This window comes from Cohnella hashimotonis (assembly GCF_030014955.1).
GTDB lineage: Bacteria > Bacillota > Bacilli > Paenibacillales > Paenibacillaceae > Cohnella > Cohnella hashimotonis.
Genome location: NZ_JAGRPV010000001.1, coordinates 7,772,665 through 7,795,578, shown reverse-complemented (window position 1 = coordinate 7,795,578; position 22,914 = coordinate 7,772,665). Strand labels below are relative to the sequence as shown.

Below are 22,914 nucleotides of genomic sequence, written 5' to 3'. Positions count from 1 at the left end.
ACGGAGGAGCGGGAGCTGCGCCCGGAGACGAACGGAGGTCCGGGTGCACGCCCCGCAGTGCCTTCGATACAGGGAGGAGCGATTTTCCTTGGAGATGTGGATTACCCAGTTATTCAACGGGTTGAGCGTGAGCTCCATTCTGTTGCTGATCGCGCTCGGGCTCTCGATTACATTCGGACTAATGGGTGTCATTAACATGGCGCACGGCGAGTTTATCATGATCGGCAGCTATGCGGCGTATTTGACGCAAAATGCGTTCAAGGAGCTGCCCAAGAGCATGTTCGACACTTACTTCCTCGTGGCGCTTCCGGCCAGTTTTCTCGTCGCTTTTGCGGTCGGCTATTTGCTTGAAAACCTGCTGATTCGTCACCTGTACGGCCGGCCGCTCGACAGTCTTTTGGCGACCTGGGGCGTCGGACTCGTCCTGCAGCAGATCGCCCGCAGCATCTTCGGCGCGCCCAACGTCGCCGTGAACAGCCCTTCCTGGTTGAACGGAGGCCTTCACGTGATGGACGGCATCGACCTTCCCTACAAGCGGCTGTTCATTCTCGCGCTGGTCTCGGTTTGTCTGGCGGCAATGTATGTGTATATCAACCGGAGTCATTCCGGCAGGCGAATGCGGGCGGTCATGCAAAACCGCGAGATGGCTGCCTGCCTCGGCATCTCGACGCGCCGCGTCGACGGAATGACGTTCGCGATCGGCTCGGGCATCGCCGGCGTTGCCGGGTGCGCCCTGACGCTGATCGGACCGATCGGACCGAATATCGGCACGTATTACATCGTCGACGCCTTCATGGTCGTCGTGCTGGGCGGCGTGGGCAAGCTCGTCGGCACGGTGCTGGGCGCGCTCGGCATTGGCGTATTTAACACGATGTTCGAATGGTGGTCGACGGCGTCGCTCGGCAAGGTGTTCGTTTTTCTTTGCATCGTCGCCTTTCTCCAGTGGAAGCCGAAAGGACTGTTCGCCGTTCGTACGCGGCAGCTGGATTGACACATTGAGAACCGCGACATCCACTTTCCTCGAAAAGAAGGTGAGGCCGCTATGACTGGATTATGGTCGGACCGCAAGCGACTGTGGCTGATGCTCGGCTATGCGGCCGCAGCGGCGGCGCTATTCGCCGCACCGCTCTATTTAAGCGATTTTCGCCTGAACCTGCTTGCCAAATTTTTAGCCTTCGCAATCGTGGCGCTCGGACTGGACCTGCTGTGGGGCTATACCGGCGTGCTTAGTCTTGGCCATGGCGTTTTTTTCGGTCTTGGCGCCTATGCGATGGGCATGCACCTGAAGCTGGCGGCGAGCGGCGGCAGGCTTCCCGACTTCATGGATTGGAGCGGACTGACGAATCTGCCATGGTTCTGGCAGCCGTTCAAGTCTTTCCCCGCCGCGGTGCTGCTCGGCCTCCTTATCCCGTCGCTGCTTGCGCTTTTCCTCGGATTTTTTACGTTTCGCAACCGGATTAAGGGTGTCTACTTTACGATTCTGACCCAGGCGCTCGTCATTATCGTGACGACGTTGTTCATCGGCCAGCAAGCCTATACCGGCGGCACGAACGGGCTGACCGGGTTCACGAAGCTGCTGAATCATCCGCTGCGTTCGGACGGCATGAAGATCGCGCTCTATCTCTCCACGGTCATTGCGCTTATCGTCGCCTACGCGCTCTGCCGCTACCTGACGAAGAGCCGGATGGGCAAAGTGCTGCGCGCGATCCGCGATGGCGAGAACCGCGTGCGATTTCTCGGGTACGATCCTGCGACTTACCAGATGGCGACGTTCGCCGTATCCGGCGCGCTGGCGGGTCTGGCAGGCATGCTGTTCGTGCTTCATGTCGGCATCATATCGCCGTCGATGATGGGAATCGTACCGTCCATCGAGATGATCTTATGGGTTGCGATCGGCGGTCGCGGCACGCTCGTCGGCGCATTGATCGGCGTATTGGCCCTCAACTATGCGAAGAGCGGACTGTCGGAGGCTTACCCCGAGATCTGGACGATTTTCTTGGGTGCGCTCTTCATCGTCGTTACGGTATTCCTGCCGGGCGGCATCGTCGATTTGATCCGCAAGGGAACCGCGAGCGTCCGCAAGAAAACAGGAAGGGGGAACGAACATGAGCCAGGCGCCCATCCTGTCCTGCGAGGAAGTAACCGTAGCGTTTGACGGATTTAAGGCGGTGCAAGGCATGAGCTTGTCGCTCGAGCCGGGGGAGCTTCGTTTCCTGATCGGACCCAACGGCGCGGGAAAAACGACGATGCTCGATGTCATCTGCGGCAAGGTGAAGCCCGTGGCCGGCTCGATTTCGTTTCGCAGCAGAACGGGCGTCGTCGATATCACGAAACGAAAAGAGCACAAAATTGCGGAGCTTGGCATTGGCCGCAAGTTTCAGACGCCTTCGATTTTTGCCGGTCTGTCGGTCATGGAGAACCTGGAGATCGCCATGTCGCAAAATCGCAGCGTATGGGCGACGCTGCGCGCTTCCCTTACGTCCCGGGAGCGAGCGCGCATCGACGAGGAGCTGGCGCTCATCGGCCTTGGCGATGAACGGCATGCGCGGGCGGGATTATTGTCGCACGGACAGAAGCAATGGCTCGAGATCGGCATGATGCTGATGCAGGAGCCCGAGATTCTGCTGCTCGACGAGCCTGTGGCCGGCATGACCGATCGCGAGACCGACAAGACGGGCGAGCTGCTGCGGGAGATCGTCAAGCGGCGGACGGTCGTCGTCGTGGAGCATGACATGGAGTTCGTGCGCAACTTTGCGAGCAAGGTGACGGTGATGCACGAAGGCAAGCTGCTCAAGGACGGCACCATGGACGAGGTCCAGAGCGACGACCGGGTCGCCGAAGTATATCTGGGCAAAAGGCGGGATGCGCATGCTGTCGGTTGAGGCGCTTGAAGCGGGCTACGGCGAGAGTATCATTCTGCGCGATGTCAGCCTTAAGGTAGAGCCCGGCCAGGTCGTCTGCCTGATGGGGCGCAACGGCGTAGGCAAGTCGACGCTCGCCAAGAGCATCATGGGCGTCCTGCGGGCGAGGCGGGGCAGCATCTCCTTTAAAGGCCGGAATATTACTCGCGCCGCCTCTGGGGAAAGAGCGAGGTCCGGTATCGGTTACGTGCCGCAGGGGCGCGAGATTTTTGGCCAGCTGAGCGTACTGGACAATCTGCGCATTGGGCTGGAGGCGAGCCGAGACCCGAAGCGGCGTCGGTCGGGAGAGATTCCCGAGGGCGCGACTGCTGGGTTTCCCGTGCTGTCCTCAATGTACGGACGTCGCGGCGGCGATCTGAGCGGCGGTCAGCAGCAGCAGCTTGCCTTTGCCCGCGCGCTCGTATCGGAGCCGGAGCTGCTGGTGCTCGACGAGCCGGCGGAGGGCATTCAGCCTTCTATCGTGCAGGCGATTCAGGACGTCATCCGCGGCATTGCGGACGAAGGCAGAACGTCGATTCTGCTCATCGAGCAGAGTCTGGACTTCGTGCGCAGCGTCGGCGACGCATTTTACATCATGGAAAAAGGAACGATCGTGTGGTCCGGCGGCAAGGAGGAGCTGGACGATCCGGCCGTCATGCGGTATCTGACGATTTAGAGAGAGAGGATGCGGACCAAATGACACAACCTAGACGAACTTACTGGCGGGTCGTGAGCCTGCTGCATGTGATCGGCATCATCGGCATCGTCTACGCTTCTCTTCGGGAGCCTGCCTTCTGGGGCCTTGGCCTGCTGGCTTACTCGTTCGGCTTGCGGCACGCATTCGACGCGGACCATATCGCAGCCATCGACAATGCCGTCCGCAAGCTCGTTGCGGCGCGTTCGGATTCGAACGGCGTCGGTCTGTTTTTTTCCCTCGGACATTCCACGGTCGTGCTTCTGATGGTGCTTGCCATCGGCCTCACGGCGGATACTTACATTTTCGACAACGCTGCGCTGCGCGAGATGGGCTCGCTGATCGGGACATCCGTCTCGGGCTTTTTCCTGGTTGCGATCGGCTGCGTTAATCTCGTCGTCCTGCTCCGCGCGCTATCCGGCGCCCGTCGGTCCGGCTGGCGCGATGCCGGTCATGCGCCGCGCCCGTCGGGTCCGCTTGTCGCGCTGCTGCGTCCGGTCCTGCGGCTCGTCAGCCGCAGCTGGCATATGTACCCGCTGGGCTTCTTATTCGGGCTCGGCTTCGATACCGCCACCGAGATCGGCCTGCTGGCGCTGTCGGCAGGAGCCGCCAGCCAATCGGTATCGCTAATCGGCGTTTTGTCGCTGCCGCTGTTGTTCGCCTCGGGGATGACGCTTCTCGATACGCTCGACGGCGTGCTGATGAGCCGGGCGTACAGCTGGTCTTCCGTCTCGGCGGGCAAGCGGCTCGCTTACAACCTCGTCGTGACGGGCGTCTCCGTCGTCTCCGCCTTGTTCGTCGGTTTTCTGCAGCTGTCGCACCTGTTCGAGGACCGGCTGCCCCGGACATGGCTCGCCTGGACGGACCGTATCGACTTCGTCTATCTCGGATACGGTCTGGTCGGATTGTTCGCTTTGACATGGATGGGATTCGCAATCGCCAGGAAAGGAATGAGAAGCGGCCATGCAGTGGACGGAGCGTGAGAAAGAAAAGCTGCTGATCACGGTGGCGGCCAATCTGGCGAGAGATCGAATGAAACGAGGTGTAAAGCTCAACTATCCGGAGAGCGTCGCCCTGATTACGTCGGAAATCATGGAAGGCGCGCGGGACGGGCGAAGCGTGGCAGAGCTCATGGCCTACGGGCGGCAGATTCTGACCGCCGAGCAGGTGATGGAGGGCGTCCCGCAGATGGTTCGCGAGGTGCAGGTCGAGGCGACCTTTCCGGACGGAACGAAGCTGGTGACCGTACATCAGCCGATCGCTTGATGCCGGGGAGGTATGTAACGGGATGTGCGGTAGTGCGGGATGTGCGGATTAAAGTCTACAACAGCGATTAAGGCGGGTGAGAACGTAATGATACCGGGCGAATATCGCATTCGAGCAGGCGAAATCGAACTGAACCAGGGACGCGGACAGCTCGAAGTGCTGGTAGCTAACATAGGGGACCGTCCCATCCAGATCGGTTCGCATTATCATTTTTTCGAGGTTAACAAGCAATTGAGATTCGCTCGGGAGCAAGCGTTCGGCATGCGGCTGGATATTCCTGCGGGCACCGCCGTTCGATTCGAACCCGGAGAGGAGAAGCCTGTAAGGCTGACCATGCTTGGCGGCAAGCGTTTGGTTTACGGGCTGAACGGCCTGACCGAAGGCGCGGCCGATCACGAGGCGCTGCCCGAGGAGGCGGCGCGGCGCCTTGCGAGCTGGGAGAGCCGGGAGGCGGATTATGGCTAGAATGACGCGCGAGGATTATGCCGGCATGTTCGGACCGACGGCAGGCGATGCGATCCGGCTCGCGGATACGGAACTGTGGGCGGAGATTGAACGGGACTACACCGTCTACGGAGACGAGTGCAAGTTCGGCGGCGGCAAGGTTATCCGCGACGGCATGGGACAATCCGCTCATGCCGTGCGGGACGCCGGCGTGTTGGATACGATCGTCACGAACGCCGTCATTATCGATCACTGGGGCATCGTGAAGGCCGATATCGGCATCCGGGACGGGGCCATTGTCGGTATCGGCAAGGGCGGCAATCCGGATGTTATGGACGGGGTCCGGCCGGATATGATCGTCGGAGCGAGCACCGAGGTCATCGCCGGCGAGGGCCGGATCGTGACGGCGGGCGGCATCGACGCGCACATTCACTTCATCTGCCCGCAGCAGATCGAGACGGCGCTGTCATCCGGCGTGACGACGATGATCGGCGGCGGCACGGGACCTGCGACCGGGACTAACGCTACCACATGCACGCCCGGCGCCTGGCATTTGCGGCGGATGCTCGAGGCGGCGGAGGCTTTTCCGATGAATCTGGGGTTCACGGGAAAAGGAAATGCCTCGTTCGCAGCGCCGCTTGAAGAACAGATCCGGGCGGGCGCGATCGGGCTCAAGCTGCACGAGGATTGGGGCACGACGCCGCGGGCGATCGATACATGCCTGCGCGTAGCGGATGCTTACGACGTACAGGTCGCGATCCATACCGACACGCTGAACGAGGCGGGCTTTCTGGAGGATACGCTGGCCGCCATCGGCGGCCGGACGATCCACACCTATCATACGGAGGGGGCGGGGGGCGGTCATGCGCCGGACATCATCCGCGCGGCTTCGCATCCGAACGTGCTGCCCTCGTCCACCAACCCGACTCGGCCGTTTACCGTCAATACGATTGAAGAGCATCTGGACATGCTGATGGTCTGCCATCACCTCGACAGCCGCATTCCAGAGGACGTCGCCTTCGCCGATTCGCGTATCCGTCCCGAGACGATCGCTGCGGAGGATATCCTTCACGATCTGGGCGTGTTCAGCATGATCAGCTCCGATTCGCAGGCGATGGGGCGCGTCGGGGAGGTCATCCTTCGCACGTGGCAGACGGCGGACAAGATGAAGCGGCAGCGCGGTCCGCTCGGTACGGATGCGGACAGCGACAACTTCCGCATCAAGCGATATATCGCGAAATACACGATTAACCCCGCCATCACGCACGGCATCTCGCATCTCGTCGGCTCGATCGAGCCGGGCAAGTTCGCGGACCTCGCGATCTGGTCGCCGGCATTTTTCGGCGTAAAGCCGGATCTCGTATTGAAGGGCGGGAGCATCGCTTATGCGCAAATGGGCGATCCGGGCGCGTCGATCCCGACGCCGCAGCCGATCATGGGCAGGCCGATGTTCGCGGCATACGGCAAGGCGGTGGAACGGTGCGCGATTACGTTCGTTTCGCAGGCGGCTTTTGATAGCGGCCTTGCGCAGCAGTTGGGTCTGCGCAAACGGATCGAGCCGGTCCGCAACTGCCGCAGCGTCTCCAAGGCCGACATGGTGCTAAACGACGCGACGCCCGAAATCCTGGTGAATCCGGAGACGTACGCGGTGACGGTAGACGGCGTGCCCGCCGTCTGCGAGCCGGCGGAGACGCTGCCGATGGCGCAGCGATACTTTTTATTCTAGCGTCGGGAGGAGAACGATGCCTATGATCCGGTGGCTCGCGGCACAGCAGCTGCTCGACTCCGCGCTGCCGATCGGCGGCTTCGCGCACTCGTTCGGCCTTGAGGCTGCCGTGCAGGACGGTCTCGTCCCCGATCTGCGAGCGCTTGAGCAGTATATGCGCACGATGCTCGTTCAGAGCTGGTCGACGGCCGACGCAATGGCCGTCAAGGCGGTGTACGAGACGGCGGGTAGCGGCGACTGGTCCCGGCTATGGCGCGTAGAGCGGCTCGTCCATCTGCAGCGAGCCGGCGCCGAATCGCGTGCGGGCGTGGAGAAAATGGGGCGGCGCCTGCTCCAGTTGGCGGCCTCGATCCATCCCGCGCTTGATTGGTCGCCGCTGCTTGCGGCGTGCGAAGCCGGCGATTGCCTTGCGACGCATCCGCTGGTGCACGGCTTCGTCTGTTGGCGGCTCGGCCTTCCGCTCGAGCAGGCGGTGCAGGGCTATCTGTACGCCTGCGTCGTCACCGCGACGAGCAGCGCGCTGCGTCTGCTGCCCGTCGGGCAGACCGAATGTCAGGCGCTCATCGCCAGGCTCGGTCCGGCGATCGACGAGGGCTGGCGCATTGCGCGGGATCTGGCGCCGGAGGAAGCCTATACGAACGCGCCCTTGGCCGAGATCGGCGCCATCCGGCATGAGACGCTGTATTCCCGTCTGTTTATGTCATAAGCCCTATCTATATTTACGATTGGAGGAATGTGCAATGTGCCAAGGTAAAGGGCATCACCATCACCCCGAATGGTCGCAGCCGGCCTTTGAAGGCTCGCGTCCCATGCGGATCGGCATCGGAGGACCTGTAGGATCGGGGAAGACCGCGCTGCTGGAAAATATCGCACGCGAGCTCAAATCCCGCTATAGTCTCGGCGTCATAACGAACGATATCTATACGAAGGAGGACGCCCGGATTCTTCTCGCGACGGGCGTGCTGCCCGAAGAACGCGTTATTGGCGTGGAGACCGGCGGATGCCCGCACACTGCCGTTCGGGAGGATGCCTCCATGAACTTCGAGGCCGTGTCCGAGCTTGAAGAAAGATTCCCCGAGCTGCAGATCATTCTAATCGAGAGCGGCGGGGACAATCTGGCGGCCGCGTTCAGCCCCGAGCTGGCCGACCGATTCATTTACATCATCGACGTCGCGCAGGGAGAGAAGATTCCGCGCAAGGGCGGCCCCGGCATTATGCGCTCCGACCTCCTCATCATCAACAAGACCGATCTTGCTCCGCATGTAGGCGCAAGCCTGGCGGTCATGGAGGCTGATACCAGACGGATGCGGGGCGATCGGCCTTACGTATTTTCCAACCTGCGAGGCGGGGAGGGCGTGCAAGAGATCGTCGCCTGGCTCGCGCACGAGTATGATCATGCCCATGGCATCGAGCATAGTCACCGCTGACCAGGAGAAGGCGCGCGTCGCCGTGCTGGCGGCATCGGCTTCGCTGCGAGAGGGAGCGACGATTCTTGCCGGTCGTTACTGCACGTCGCCGATCAAGATCGCCAAGACCTTCTCGCAAGACCGGGCGCTGTTCGTGATGGTTATGGATGCTTCTCCCGGCATGCTGGCAGGCGACCGATACGAGCTGCAGTGGGAGGCGGGAACCGACACCCACCTTATTCTGACAAATCAAGGCTTTACCAAGGTTCACCCCTGCGAGCCGGGGCAGTTCGCATCTACGCATACCCGGTATCGGGTCGGAACGGGTGCGTGCGTGGAGGCGATGATGCAGCCGCTTATGCTCTATAGGGACGCCGTCTACGAGAACCGAACCGTCGTCGATCTGGCGCCGGGCGCCGTTTGGATGCAAGGCGAGGTCGTATGTCCGGGCAGAACGCTGCGGGGAGAAGCTTTTCAATTCGAATCCCTGGACAACCGCCTGTCCGTATATTATGAGGACGAGATTATTTATCATCAGCGGCAGCTCGTCCGTCCGCGATTGCAACGGATAGCAGCGCAAGGAGGCTGGGGAGATTACAGCCATTTGAGCACTTTTTACGTTTTTTCGGATCGGGTAACGCCGTCGCTGCTGGAAGTGGTTCGGGAGACGCTCGAGGAAAAGGAGATTCGCGAGCTGGGACTGTACGCAGGCGCATCGCTCACGTATCGCTACGGCCTGTCGGTCGTTGCGGCTTCCGACTCGGCCTGGAAGCTGCAGCGGTTCATCGGCTGCGTTCAGAAGGTGGTGACGAGGGCGCTGCTTGGGAAGTAACCGTGGAAGCTGCCGGGCCGTGACAGCTTCGGCTGAATGTTGTATTTAATAGATGGATTAGCTTGCCTGCCAAACGTGCGGGCAAGTTTTTTTGTATTTCAAGCGCTTATTTATGGAAATGTTCAGAGCTTGTTTAGAGGTGCCTGATAGAATGTATACTGCTCGAGTTGATTCTACATTTTCTGACATGAGTCGGGATGGTTTTTTACATCTTCGGGCTTCATATTGGCGGGTCCCGATCCGATTATGTCTTTATGCCTATAGCGAATGGGGGATTTGATTTTGACGGCTCGAAGGTGACTCGGATAGTCCGGACGACAGCTGCATGACGGTTTGTTCTACGGCGTTCTGCGACGGGCAATGGCTAGTTTTCGACAGCGTCGGCTGCGATTGGCGTCTATGCCCCTGCGATCGAGGCGATCAGCGCCCCGGCGGCAGGTAAGGCGGGCGATTTTATAATATTAAGCTTACATTCAAACAGAACAAAGGCGGGGGATCGCGTTGCGAAAAGGCAGCTATGCGAAACGAATTACAGCGGTCGGTCTGGTGATCTGCTTGTTGCTGTCGTTGGTTCCGAGTTCCTTGAACGGGAAGGCGACGGCGGCGGGGCAGGATCTTGAAGTCATGTTCAGTACTGGCGCGCATGTAGGCAATGCGACCTACAACGCGGACAATACGTTCCTGAACTTCTACAACAACCAGGTTCCTGGATTTTATACGACACGGAAAGACGGCAACGCTACCGTCGACTGGGCTGGCGGGGACGTATACGCCGGTACAAACGACAAATCATCCTATGTCACATTGCAGGTCAGAGTCGCGGACAACCCGATTTTGCGTGAGATGGCGCTCGGCGGCCAGGCGGAAATGATCACGGGCTTTGCCGTCCTGCGCCGGCATAGCGGCTTCATATGGGTTCGCCGTTCTGAGATCAAGATTTACGTTGACGGTCAAGAACTCATGAACTATAGAACCGGCGGCAGCCAGGTCTATAACAAACAAGCGACAAAGCTGATCAAGCCGAACTCAGTCATTGACATTAGTATATGGGGACAGGGCGAGGACGACGGCGAGGGAGCCGGCGTACGTGGCTTCTACCTGAAGTTCCAGGACAAGCAGCGTCCCGTCATCGACAGCTATACGTTTACGGGCAATGGCAATGAACGTACGAATCCGAATATCAATCAAGAAGAGCTCTACGCCAAAGAAAACGAGAACATCACGCTGACTTACAACTTCAGCGAGCCGATCCGGCCTACGGCGCTGACTTCGTCCAACAGCGATTTCTTTCTCCGGCATCCGCTGTTCGTCAATCCGGCCGGTACGGGTCTTCCGGCCAACGGTCAGCAGCAGTATTTGCAAAACACCACCTACAGCAGCTCCAACCTGAAAACCTACAATAGTAGTTTGACGTATAACTACACCGGCGTCCGCTACCATAACAGCGGCAATCTGCCGCTCGAACCGCTCATTACCGGCACGACGCCCGGCAATGCGCCGATCGATCAGACGCTGCAAGAGAAGATGGATGCGGCCGTATTCGCAGACGGCGCGGGCAACGTGCTGCAGCCTAACCTGGCTTCCGTCAAAGCTGGTAACGGCAGCCTATCCTACCTGTTACAAAACGGCGGCAAGGTCGGTAATCCGTTCGACTATAAGAATAAGGGCTTCCGCGTCATCGTCGATGCGGTACGACCCAAGTACACCAAGACAGGCAATGGCATTCAACCGGAGATCTTGACCGGGGTCACCCTCAACAGAGGGGATATCATCGACTTTAACGTGCAATTAACGGAAGAAGGCATCGGTAATAAAGCTTTAATTGAAGGGAAGACATTTCTCTACTTTAACAACGGTATGAAGGCGTACTATCTCAAGGGAAGCAGCAGCAAAAATCTGATCTTCAGGGCGACTGTCGACGACGGCGTACAGCTGGAGACGCCGCTGCTCAAGGTCATCGCCTTGACCAATGACGGCAAAGGCGACAACTCCGACACCAATGTCATCTCCGACTATGCCGGCAATCTGCTGTTCCAGCCCGCTAACTTTAACGGCGAGCACACTGACGGCGATGTATCGCTAGTCAATTCCAAGATCGACTGGGCAAACCTGTCCATCGACAACACGAAGCCACTGGTTAGCTATCACTTCGATCTTGGCGGCGCTGACAACACGACCTACAAAAAGGTAGGCAAAATCACGATCGACGCCAACGATCCGGCGATCAAGGTACCGATGCTCGATCCCGATGTCGCCGAACGGGGCGTATCCCACCCGAGCAAAGGCATCTACCGCCCGACCAACATGACCGGCGAAGCATCGCCTGCGGTCGGTCTGGTGTACTACTGGTGGAGCAAGAGCGCGACAGATCCGTTCGCTGCCCAGGTCGGGGACAATTATGCCGCCTTAAAGCGTTATGCGCTGTCGGCCAAGCAGCCGTCCGAGGATCTATATCCCACCGGATTCGAAGGCGTCAAGCTCACGGTTGCAAACAACAAGACGAATCTGATCACGCCGCCTGCCGAGGCGTATCTGCCGGAGAACAGCGGCGAGTGGTACCTGCATACGTGGACTGCGGATATGACCTGGGATTCCGCCCGCGAGCTGATGCAGTACGACAAGATGAAGGAATACGTGCGGACGCATTCGGAGCAGTACGAAGCCTGGAAAGCGGAGGCGCCGGGCTCAGACGCAGACAAGACGTTTTACGCGGATAACAAAGCGCTTGTCGCGGTCGGACAATACGGAGATCTGAGCGTATGGAGTCTGGACGACTTTAAGCATGACGACTCGAACTGGACGCACAGCGTAGGCGTACTGAAGCTGGATAATCAGGGTCCGACGTCGGTAGCCGACAACGTCTACGGAAGCAACACGGGCGATGTTCAGGTAAGCGCGCTTGTGCTGGACCCGCACAGCGGCGTCGACAAGGTCGATTATCAATGGGTGAAGGACGGCGATTCGCCGTCGGACATCAACTGGGTGCCGACCGTTGTTGACAACGGCAAGGTGAAGGAATCGACGCTGAACGAAGTGTTCGAGTACGGCACCTTCTGGCTCTATCTTAGAATGACAGACCTTGCCGGCAACGAGTCCGTGCAAAAGGTAGACTTGCCGGCCGTTGTCGGCTCCGGTACGTCGCTTCCGGGCACTTTCTCGCCCGAAGCGGACAGCAATTATGTGAAGAGTCAAAAAGTGACCTTTACGATAAACGGCACCGAGCCGGATTATGTCGGGTATGCCATCAGTTCGAGCTCGATTCACCCGTCGGATGATGCGTTCGCGGGATTGACGGCCGAACCGACGAAAACACCGACACCAACGCCGACGCCAACCGAGACACCGACGCCAACGCCGACAGAAACACCTACGGAAACGCCGACGCCAACACCGTCGGAGACACCGACACCAACACCGTCGGAGACACCGACACCAACACCGTCGGAGACACCGACACCAACGCCAACCCCGACGCCAGAGGTGTCCCTGTCCTACCGGATTCCGGAGGATACCTCGCACAGCGGCATTCAGTATGTCCATGTGCTGGTGAAGAAGGACGGCCAGGACTATTACTACGCGAAGGCCTACTACTGGGACAACTCGCCGTCGGAGATTACGTTCAGCAAGAGCGGCGTACCGTATCCGCTGGACGTTCAGGAGACGACGGTCAGCATCAACGAGCTTTATAGCAAGAAAAACATGATCTCGAAGTACCAATGGGTACGGGTCGACGAAGGCATCCCCGAGATTGCGCCTACAGAGGCATCTGAAGGATGGGCGGAGCTGCCGCAAGGCGGATCGGTCTCCATCAAAGGCAAGGACGTGCTGCCTGCCGGAGAGATCGCGAACTTCCGCCTGTACGTGCGGAATACTGACGGCGCGGGCAATACCTCAATCGTCGCAACCTCCGATCTGTTCAAGGTTACGCATACCGGGGACGAGACGGTGCCTCCGGCAGACACCGAGTCCGATTTGATCTATCTGTACGGCGACGAAAAGGATGGCTACACCGCCATTCTGAAGCTGAGTCTCGATACGGAGAACAAGGCGGGTTACGAATACTCCGTCTCGCCGGACCAAGGCGAGAGCTGGACCAGATGGAAGCCGTATACGAATTTTGTCTCGCTGCCTGTACCGAGCGGGGACCCGTCCAAGCTTCAGGTGATGGTCAAGTACCGCACGCCGGGCGGCGCAATCAGCGAGGCATTCCCGCTCGACAGCTCGAACGCGTCGCTCGACGAGAAGCCGATCTATGCGCTGGCTTCGGTCAGCGGCACGAGCATGGTGCTTCCGAGCGTCGGCGCGAACATCGACATTCAAGTGCCGGCAGGGCTCAAGGTTGTACCTGCGGCGGTGAATCCCGCGAAGCTCGTACGTACGGGCAATACGTTCAACGTGCCTGAGAACGGCTACTATGCTTTTGAAGTGATCGATCTGAACGATCCTAGCCGGAAAGACAATTTGTATATCGTGGTCAAAAACGTCGACGGTACGGCCCCGATCGGATCTATCGAGTTTGGGGGAACAGCGCCAACCAACGCCAACGTCGTAGCCAAGCTGTCTGCTTCGGAACCGGTAATCGTGACGAACAACGGCGGCAGCAATGTCTATACGTTTAAGGAAAACGGTTCTTTCACCTTTGAATTCAAGGATCAGGCAGGCAATACGGCGACAAAGACGGCAACTGTAGGCAATATTCGCAAGAATGCGCCGAACGTCAAAATCGTACGCTCCTACGTGAACGGCAGCACGACGTTCCCGACCATCAGGGACGGCAACGGCAACGTAATCTATACTTCCGGCTTGACGCTGGAGGTCCAAAGCGGAGATAGCCCGGCCCAACCGATCTTCGTCACGGACGGCGGCAATCCGAGAGCGGTGAGCGACAACGGTACCGTATCCTTCACGGTCGCAGACGAATACGGCAACACGACGATCGTCAAGGAGACGGTGGACAACCTGGTCACTTCCGGCCCGACGGCCGAGAAAGTCGATTATACGTTTGTCGACAGCGAAGGCAAGGCGATCGCCGACGACAAGATCGTCACGATCGGCGGCAAGAAGTACGCAAGCGGCAAAATCAAAGTGACGATTACCGGCAAAAATCCGGCGGCCAACGCCGTATTCTCCGGTACGGCACCGGCAGTGGATGAGATGACCGGCGCTTATCTCAACAAGATCAGCGACGCTACCGGCAAGTTCACCTATTCGCGCGTCTACGAGACCAACGGCTCTACGCAGGTAGGCCTGGCCGACCTGCTCGGCCATATGACCCGCGTGCCGGTGACGATTCAAGGCATCGACAGCACCGGACCGGCGCTGACGCTGAACCAGACATCGGTAGGCATCGTGCAGAACAAGGCGGACTTCGACTACGCCAAGGATTTGGGCGGTTACACCGTGAGCGACAACATTTCCGCCGCGGACAAGATCAAGGTGTCCATCAGCGGATTGGATCTGACCAAGCTGGGCCGCCAGCAAGTAACGTACACGGCCGTGGACGAGGTCGGCAACAAGACGGTTGCGACGCAGAGCGTCATCGTCGTCAAGAACGGCGGACTGCTCATCTTCGGCAACAACACCCTGATCTCGGCCAATTCCGGGGAGACGGCGTTGTTCGATACGAACAAGCTGACCTTCCGCATCTCGGGCTATAACCTGATCAAGGTTGGCGGCAAGGATCTGACCAACGAATGGGCGACCTATGACCTGTATTATCAACCGGGTCTGTACCGCGAAGGTCAAATGAAGGCGATCGCTACCAAGGTCACCTACGACGAGCTGGTGAAGGGCGAGTTCAAGGTTACTTTCCCGAAAGCAGGCTGGTATACCGTCATCGTCAGAACGCAGGAGCGGGATCGCGAATTCGCATCCTTCTTCATCGGCAGCACGAACTAATACGCACTACCAACCGCGCTGTAGAAACGAGCGAAGAGACCGGATTCCGGGCGTAAACGGGCGATGGCTCTTCGCCGCAGCGGCGGCAAAGAGGGGCTAATTATGATCGGGGGGAAGCAAGTGAAGCTTTGGCAGAGAACGACAGCCGCTTTGCTCTCATTCATATTAATATTTTTATCTTCGTCAGAAATTTTGCGATCGCTCGCCGAGACGTTGAACAGCGCCAACTCGGTCGCGATCCAGAACGATTTTATCAAGGTCACCGTCGACAAAAACAGCGGACGTTACGGCATTCGTACGGTAGAGGGCCAGCCGATTCGCAAAAAGGACCAGAACGTCAACCTGCTGTACGGCGGCGACGAGCCCGAAACCTCGTTTACGACGTTCAGGATCGACGGTACGGACTTTATTTTCGGCAATCGCTACAAGCTGGACGACGGCACGCAATCCTCGGTCGTTCCGGCCAAAGTCGTCGACAATCCGAACGGGACGCAGCAGATCGAGACGGTCTGGAGCATCAAAAATGTGCAGATCAAGCAAATTCTGATGCTGTACAGGGATAGTGCCGACAAGATCAACTCCGGCAATATCAATATCCGCTATGAAGTGAACAACCTTGGCAACGCCACGGTCGCCGTAGGCAGCCGTATTTTGCTGGATACGATGGTCGGATCCAATGACGGCCCCGCGTTCCAGATCGGCACGGCCTACAAGGCGCCGCTGTCGGTCGAGCGCAAGCTCGTGCACGATCCGGAGGCTATCGGCATTCCAAAGGCAGACGTCGCTTTCTACAAGCTGCCTGCCTACTGGGTCATGCGCGACAAGCTCGACTTCGACAATCCGCTTGCGACGAACGTCGTCGCTTACGGCCTCAACAACTATGCCGAGCAGAACATCAACATCGTCGACGAGATGATCGTCGGACACTGGGCCGGCATGGCCAATACGAAGTGGGATTATACCCCGAACCCTAACCTCGATTTTACCCGGGATACCAACGATTACGGATCTTCCGACTCCGCCGTCGCTTACTACTGGAATCCGGACAAAATTGCTGCCAAGGGCTTCCAGACGTTCGAAACGGTATACGGTCTCGGCGAACTGACGCAGCCGGATCACGTTTTCTCCATCCGCTACCTGGATCCGATCCAGACGCTGGCAACCTTGCCGGACGACAGCGATTATGTGAACGAAGGCATCTTCGATATCACGGCGGAAGTAGAAAATCTGGCGCAGTACAATATGGAGCAATCCAAGATCGATCTGGAGCTGACGCTGCAGAGCGGATTGAGCTTCGTTAAGCTGGATGACCAGGGCAATATCATCCGCGACTCTTCCGGCAAAGCTTTAACGGAAACCTTCCAAAGCAAAATACTCGCGTACAAAAAGGAAGCGACGCCCGCAGAGGCCGAGCTCGGCATTCAGCCGAAGTACAAGCCTGGCGACACCGTCACCGTCTCGTTTAAGGTCAAGGCCAAAGGCAAGGCTTGGCCGACCACGCGCGAGTACATGCTGACGGCTAAGAGCCCGGAAACGCTGGCGAAGCTGGACGGCGTGACAGACGAGGGCATCAAAGCCCAATACGAATCGAGCAAGGCGAACTTCATCTTGCTGCCCGCCGTCGGCGAAGCGCTGCCGACTTACGTGTACGGCGTATCGCCGAAGGAACTGTACAGCACCGATACGAAGTACGTCACCGTCAACTTGTCCAACATCGAAGCCTACAACACCGGCGACGCGAACACCGCGCCGAACTTCGATCTTTATTTCCGCAACAAAGTGACCGGGGACCGTTACAAGGTGCCGGTGCAGAGCTCCGTGCTGCTCCAGCCGACCGACGACGGCGCATCCGGCGACATGCGCATCACTTACAACACCGGTGATCGCGTGGATGCTAACGGCAACGTGCTGGCGTCCGATACCGGACCCGAAATGCCGCTCGGCGAATACCAGATCCAGATCGACTACAAGGGCAATACGGGCGGAGACGACGAAGAAGCGTCCCTGTACGACATCACTGCCCCTCAGACGATCATGGTGACCGACAACGACGAGACCCGGGTACGCGAAGCGCATATTCTCGCCGTTTATAAGCAGGCGTTCGATCTGAAGGGCGCTGCGATCGGCCAGACTCTGGAGAACATGGACGAGCTGAACGGCATGTTCGCGACCCCTCCGTTCGCCGACAAAAATCAGCTGAAAAGCACGCTCGATAATTTCAAGGCGGCTAAAAAAGCAATCGGCGTCGCGAGCAAGACGGTCGATCCAAAATTTAAGCTCGATGCCTTCCTTGACGACGACAGTCTGGAAGCCGTTCCGATTTACAGCTACAAGGCATTCAGCTCCGAAGCCGATCTGCAGGAATTTCAAAAGGAAGACAAGAGCCGCTCGGTACTTGTCGTCATTAAAGGCATGATCAAGACGGTGGGCAAGGGCAAGGACGCCCAGGTCATCGTCGATACCAAGACCGAGCCCGCTATCATTAACGATGCGGTTGCCTACAAAGGCAAAGATCTCGTCATCGTCCGGGGTCAGCTGGACGTATTCGGTGTCCAGAATCTCGTACCGGGCTTCTCCAACAATCCGTTGTTCGCCTCGACGTTCGTCAAGGGCGACGGTACGCTGAGCGTGGCCGGCAGCGGTTTCGTATTCCACAGCGGCGAATGGACGTTGGACTTTTTCAACGGCTTCAACAAGCGGCTCGGCAGCGGCCCGCTGTCCCCTGCGGAACAGGCGGATAACGACGACAATCCGGAAGACACGTCGCTTAACGGCAGCCTGAAGTGGGCATCGGGCCTCATCGGAGACCGGCTCAACCCGCTCCGTCAGCTGATGGTGTCGAACGTGTACTTCAATCGGCAATCGTTGTTCTCGGTGCCGTCGTTTAACATTTCCGGTTTCGGCTTGTCTTTCAACGATTTCATCTTGAGAGAAGGCGGAATCTCTTTTGGCGGCATGATCTCGATGAAGATCATCGACGCAGAGATCAACAACGTTATTTTCAATAACAAAGGCTTTGTCGGCATCGACGCCGCGCTGAAGTTTGGCTTGAACAGAAACCTCGGCTTGTTCGGGCCGCTGGATCAGGAGAAGAAAAGCGGAGGACCAAGCGGAGAGATCTTTATCTCTCATTATGTTCAGCAGATCAACGGCGAATACAAGCCTAGCAAATACGGCATGAAATTCGAAGCCGATCTGAAGGGTATGCTCGGCGTACAGATCGAACTGGCATTTAAAAAGGTAGAGGACGGCCGCATTCTGCCGGACGTCATCGGATTTGGCGCTGGACTTCCGAAGCCGGGGATTCTGATCACCGGCGCGACGTATCTCACCGATATCCGCGGTGCGGTTCGCGAATTGGCGGATACGATCGCAGGCACGGGCAAGGACCCGTTCCCGCTTGTCGTACAGGCGGGCGTGGGCATGCGCTTCGGTATTGCGCCGGCTTATTTCTTAGGCCAGGCGGATCTGACCGTGAAGCGGACGGGTCTCAAGATTGAGGGCAAGCTGGACTTCTCGACGAATCCGGACGGGGAAGACGCACTGCCCATGCTGACCAAGGCGCTGCTTGAGGCGCAGTGGGTAACCCCATGGTTCGTGCGCGTTCAGACCGAAGTCGACATCGGCGGCTGGGATGTTATCGTCGGCAAGGCGGGCATTTTCGTCGGGCAGAATTTGGAGAAGAACCGGATCGACTTTGAAGGCTACATCGGCTCCAGGCTGCAAATCCCGAACAGCGTACCGGTGGTCGGGGGCATGCCGCTCGCGAGCGTGTTCTTCGGCGTCAACAACGACAAAATCTGGGGCAGCGTCGGCATTCTGCTCATCACGCTCGGCGTGACTTACTATTGGGGCGGCGGCGTTGAATTCGGCACCTCCAGCGAGGAACTGCCGGACGGCTTGATTCATATGGTCGTGAACGACCCCGAAAAGGGACCGCGCATGCTGGTCATCGGCCAAGGCGTTGAGACGGTCGCGACTTCGTGGAAGGACACGGAGCAGGGCAGTCAAGAAATCGTTTATCGCGACGTAGCCAAAGGCGTGCAATTGATGGAAAGCGACGCGATGAACCTCGGGGTCGGTGGCATCGTGACCAAGAACAACGGCCGCGAGCATTCGATTCCGATGAATGATATTTCGGGCAACGCCATCATTGAAGTCGATTACGACTACAAGACGCTGCCGAAGCTCGTTTTGAAGGATGCAAGCAAAAAGGATTACCCGATCGTTTTCGACAACACGAATACCAATCCGAAGGCCAACGCCTTTTCTCAGATCATTCTGGCGAACGACGAAGGCAACACGGAAAAGGTCGATATCCGCAGAGCGTACATCATCGTGCCGGAGGCGGAAGCCAAGAAGGGCGGCACATGGACGCTGACGGCCGAATCGGGCGTCGATACCAAGCTGCTGAACGTACCGGTACTGCCGCAGCTGAACCAGGTCAACCTGGCGGTAAGCAATAGCGATCCGAACAAGTTCAACGCCACTTGGAACGTATCCAACGCCAAGGCAGGCGATACGGTCAACCTGTACCTGACGCAGGACGCGGTTGGCAGCGGCACCGTCAAGCTCGACGACGGCACTTCGGTACTGGCCGCTGGCGATCCTGGTCTACTGATTGCTAAGGACCTGCCGGCTACCGCAGGCACCGCAACCATCGACGTCACGAAGGTATCGCTGGTAGGCGGCACTGAGGACATCCGGGGACTGCTGCGCCAAGGCGACTACTATCTGCGCGCCGAGTTGAAAGCATCCGCGGCCTTCGGCACGAAGACTTCGGCCCAGAAGTTCACGATCGTCGATCCGCTCGCGCCGCAGAAGGTCGGCGACGTGAAGATCGAAACGGCGGGCAACGGCTACTTCTCGTTGTCGTTCAAGCCGGGCGCCGTTAAGCCGGGTCAGGAGAACATTCCGCGCAACTACGTTATCGAAGCGCAGAGCGACCAGACCGGCAGCCTGAAGCCATATGACAATTACGGCGAAGTGCTGATGACGGAAGAGGAGCTGCAGCCGTATTGGAACGCATCGACCGGCCGCTATGAAGGCATTCCGGTCGGCGGATGGACGGCGAGCACGACTTCCGACACTGTCGATCAGGACAGCCTGCAAGGTTCGACGACGACTGACGCGGCGGGCGAGAAGTACATCGGCCTGCAGGTCGGCAAGAAATACGTCATCGGCGTATCTGCGGCCAACAAACCTGCCGCGACGCTGGACAAGAACGAGAACTATCATTACGCCGACCGCGTCGACAGCAGCCTGACGCTGCTGCCGGTCCCTGTGAAGCCGGGACTGACCGTCTCTTCGGATCAAGGCACCGTCAGCACGACGCCCGACACGGGAACGGCGCCTAATCTGATCACAAACGAGAAGACGCAGAGCATCAAGCTCGTGTCCAATCAGCAAAACGTAAAAGTTGAAGCCAAGTATGCCGGCGAAACCGTCGGTCAAGTTTCCTTGACTAACGGCACCTCAGGCAGCAGCGGCACGTTGAAGCTGAGCAGCTTCACGACCGACGGTCCTTATGCCATCGAGCTGACGGCAACGAACACGAAGACGAAGGACGCCTCGGTTACGATGCTGTACCTGACCGTCGATACGATCGCTCCGACACTCTACATCGATGAGCCGACGACCGGCGCAAGAACGCAAATGGGCCAGATCGACGGCAAGTCTGCGAACTTGATTCACGTCGCAGGCACGACTAGCGTTGGTACGAAGCTGACCGCAGGCGGCACCGTCATTCCGGTAGCGGACGACGGCAAGTATGAGGGCGACGTCGCGATCTTGGGCAGCGACCCGACCGTGGATCTGCAGCTGATTGCTACAGATGCAGCCGGCAATGAGAATTCGGCGACGGTCAGCATCACGAACGACGGCTTTGAGGCGCCGGCTTCGCTGGTACTGAAGGAACTGCCGGCGTTGACGCCGGGAGAGAGCAAGACGATTCAAGCTTACTTGAAGGTCGTCGACGGTAAGGATGCGCAGGGCAAGGTGACCTTTAAAGAGGTTCCGATCTCTGCGGAAGATATCAAAGCCAAGCTTAGCTACACGCTGCTGATGGGCGATGCAGTCGACCTCACCGTGGACGCGAACAGCCTGGCCAAGGGAACCGTTACCGGCTTGACCGAAGGCGCAGGTTTGATCGAAGCGACCTACAAAGTCTCCGACGACGTTTCGCTGACGGCCATGGTTGCCGCCCAGGTTAAGATTCCGGAGCCTACGGCTATGGGAAGCTTGTCGGCTAGTATCCGTGTCTTGAATGAAAAAGCATCCCTGGCGCAGGTCACAATCGGAGATGTCGGCGATTTGACCGGCCAACAGCTCGCGTACAAGGTGTTCCCGGACACAGGAGCTGTACTGCCGACGTTCAAGCAGGATTTGTCCGACTGGAGCATCTTCCCGACTGACGGGGTGGTTACCGCTACCTCGCGCGATATCATCGTGGTTGCCAAACGGACCTCTACAGGCAAGCTGGCTATGGCGACCAGTGGCATGCTGCAGTACAAGGGTGCTACGAATGTCGGAGGCGGCGCAGGCGGCGGTGGCGGTGGCGGACCAATCGCTCCTTCGGGAGAAGCGCCGACCATCACGCTTAACGGCAAGGAAGTAAAGAGCGAATTGGGTATTGACGGCATTGCCAAGGTCACGCTGACGACAGAAGACACCGTGGCGGCAGGCGAAAGCGATCTGACCTTGAGCGTGAAGGAAGGCAGCGCGCAAGGATATGAATTCCACATCGCTTCGGCTGCAGTTCGCCAGCTCGCGGATGGCGGCAAGAAGCTGATCGTACAGCTGCCTACCGGCAAGCTGACACTGACGAAGGATCAACTTTCCGGCGTCGCCGGCGATCTTACCGTAACGGCAACGGCCAATGCCGACGGCGATATCGCAGCCATGCGGACGATTGCAGCCGGGCAAAAGGTGACGCTGCTGGGCGCGGGTGCCGGCCTCACGTTTAAAGCCAATCTGGCGGAAAACGGCTGGATGAACGGCGTCATTACCGAGCTGAACGTACCGGACGGCGTTAAGGCGGACGAAGTGACCGCCATCGTGCTAAAGGATGCTAACGGCAATTGGACCACCGTTCCATGGAGCAAGACGAAGGACGGCTTCCGGATCAAAGTGACCGGAGAAGGCAGCTTGTTCCTCATTAGTAGCGCGAAGAGCTTTGCAGATGTAAAGGACAGCTATTGGGGCCGTCAATCCATCCAGGAGGCCGCAGCCAAGATGTTCGTCCAGGGCAAGAGCGATCAGCAATTCGATCCGGAGAGCAAGATCACCCGGGCCGAATATCCGACGCTGCTCCTCCGCGTAGCTGGACTAATGAATCAGAACGCCTCTTCCAGCTTTAGCGACGTGTCGGCGGACAGCTGGTACGCGCGCAGCGTAGCGATCGCATCCAAGCTCGGCTTGGCGAACGGACTCGCAGGCGGCGTTTTCAAACCGCAGGAGACGTTATCGCGGGTTCAAGCGATGACGATGGCGGGGCGTCTGCTGACGCTGACGGGTAATGTGGAGCCGCTTAGTGCCGCCGAGATCGATAATCAGCTCGCTGGTTTCGCGGATCGTGCTTCCATTCCGGCATGGGCGAGAGAGCAGGTCGCGCTCAGCATCAAATACGGTATTATCCAGGGCGAGAATAGGTATATCCGTCCTGAGGATGCATTGACCCGGTCACAGGCCGCAGCGATTGCAATGAGACTGGACCGGTTGATCGCCGGCGAATAAGACAGAGTTCCTTA

At 58.6% G+C, this 22,914-nt stretch carries 13 protein-coding genes; all 13 read left to right on the top strand.

Annotated features, from left to right (window positions below):
* The first annotated feature begins 88 nt into the window (after nucleotides 1-88).
* The 13 genes from urtB (at nucleotide 89) to KB449_RS30980 (ending at nucleotide 22,900) form a co-directional block, all read left to right on the top strand.
* Nucleotides 89-991 (top strand): urea ABC transporter permease subunit UrtB, encoded by a 903-nt coding sequence (gene urtB, locus KB449_RS31040; RefSeq protein WP_282912052.1) that lies wholly within the window; start codon nucleotides 89-91, stop codon nucleotides 989-991.
* 51 nt (nucleotides 992-1,042) lie between these two features.
* Nucleotides 1,043-2,155 carry an urea ABC transporter permease subunit UrtC gene (urtC, locus tag KB449_RS31035; protein ID WP_434082533.1) on the top strand — a complete coding sequence of 371 codons (1,113 nt, stop codon included), beginning with the start codon at nucleotides 1,043-1,045 and terminating at the stop codon, nucleotides 2,153-2,155.
* The gene (urtD, locus tag KB449_RS31030) at nucleotides 2,106-2,882 is read left to right on the top strand and encodes an urea ABC transporter ATP-binding protein UrtD (RefSeq protein WP_282912051.1); all 777 of its coding nucleotides are present in this window, start codon (nucleotides 2,106-2,108) and stop codon (nucleotides 2,880-2,882) included. The genes urtC and urtD overlap by 50 nt, the downstream gene beginning before the upstream one ends.
* The gene (urtE, locus tag KB449_RS31025; protein ID WP_282912050.1) at nucleotides 2,869-3,576 is read left to right on the top strand and encodes an urea ABC transporter ATP-binding subunit UrtE; all 708 of its coding nucleotides are present in this window, start codon (nucleotides 2,869-2,871) and stop codon (nucleotides 3,574-3,576) included. The genes urtD and urtE overlap by 14 nt, the downstream gene beginning before the upstream one ends.
* A 20-nt stretch (nucleotides 3,577-3,596) precedes the next feature.
* Entirely contained in the window at nucleotides 3,597-4,577 is a 981-nt protein-coding gene (locus KB449_RS31020) for a HoxN/HupN/NixA family nickel/cobalt transporter (protein ID WP_282912049.1), read from the top strand.
* Nucleotides 4,558-4,860 carry an urease subunit gamma gene (locus KB449_RS31015; RefSeq protein ID WP_282912048.1) on the top strand — a complete coding sequence of 101 codons (303 nt, stop codon included), beginning with the start codon at nucleotides 4,558-4,560 and terminating at the stop codon, nucleotides 4,858-4,860. Before KB449_RS31020 ends, KB449_RS31015 begins: the two co-directional genes overlap by 20 nt.
* Before the next feature lie 87 nt (nucleotides 4,861-4,947).
* Nucleotides 4,948-5,325, top strand: a complete 378-nt coding sequence (locus KB449_RS31010; RefSeq protein WP_282912047.1) for an urease subunit beta — start codon at nucleotides 4,948-4,950, stop codon at nucleotides 5,323-5,325.
* Entirely contained in the window at nucleotides 5,318-7,030 is a 1,713-nt protein-coding gene (gene ureC / locus KB449_RS31005) for an urease subunit alpha (protein WP_282912046.1), read from the top strand. The genes KB449_RS31010 and ureC overlap by 8 nt, the downstream gene beginning before the upstream one ends.
* Before the next feature lie 16 nt (nucleotides 7,031-7,046).
* Nucleotides 7,047-7,736: an urease accessory protein UreF gene (locus tag KB449_RS31000; protein ID WP_282912045.1), complete on the top strand. Its 690-nt coding sequence runs from the start codon at nucleotides 7,047-7,049 to the stop codon at nucleotides 7,734-7,736.
* Nucleotides 7,737-7,770: 34 nt separating this feature from the next.
* Nucleotides 7,771-8,457 carry an urease accessory protein UreG gene (gene ureG, locus KB449_RS30995; protein ID WP_282912044.1) on the top strand — a complete coding sequence of 229 codons (687 nt, stop codon included), beginning with the start codon at nucleotides 7,771-7,773 and terminating at the stop codon, nucleotides 8,455-8,457.
* A complete protein-coding gene (locus tag KB449_RS30990) occupies nucleotides 8,432-9,268 on the top strand; it encodes an urease accessory protein UreD (RefSeq protein ID WP_282912043.1) in 837 nt (278 codons plus the stop codon). Before ureG ends, KB449_RS30990 begins: the two co-directional genes overlap by 26 nt.
* A gap of 501 nt (nucleotides 9,269-9,769) precedes the next feature.
* Nucleotides 9,770-15,166, top strand: a complete 5,397-nt coding sequence (locus KB449_RS30985; RefSeq protein WP_282912042.1) for a hypothetical protein — start codon at nucleotides 9,770-9,772, stop codon at nucleotides 15,164-15,166.
* A gap of 120 nt (nucleotides 15,167-15,286) precedes the next feature.
* Complete coding sequence (locus KB449_RS30980; protein ID WP_282912041.1) at nucleotides 15,287-22,900, top strand: S-layer homology domain-containing protein; 7,614 nt, start codon at nucleotides 15,287-15,289, stop codon at nucleotides 22,898-22,900.
* Nucleotides 22,901-22,914: the final 14 nt, after the last annotated feature.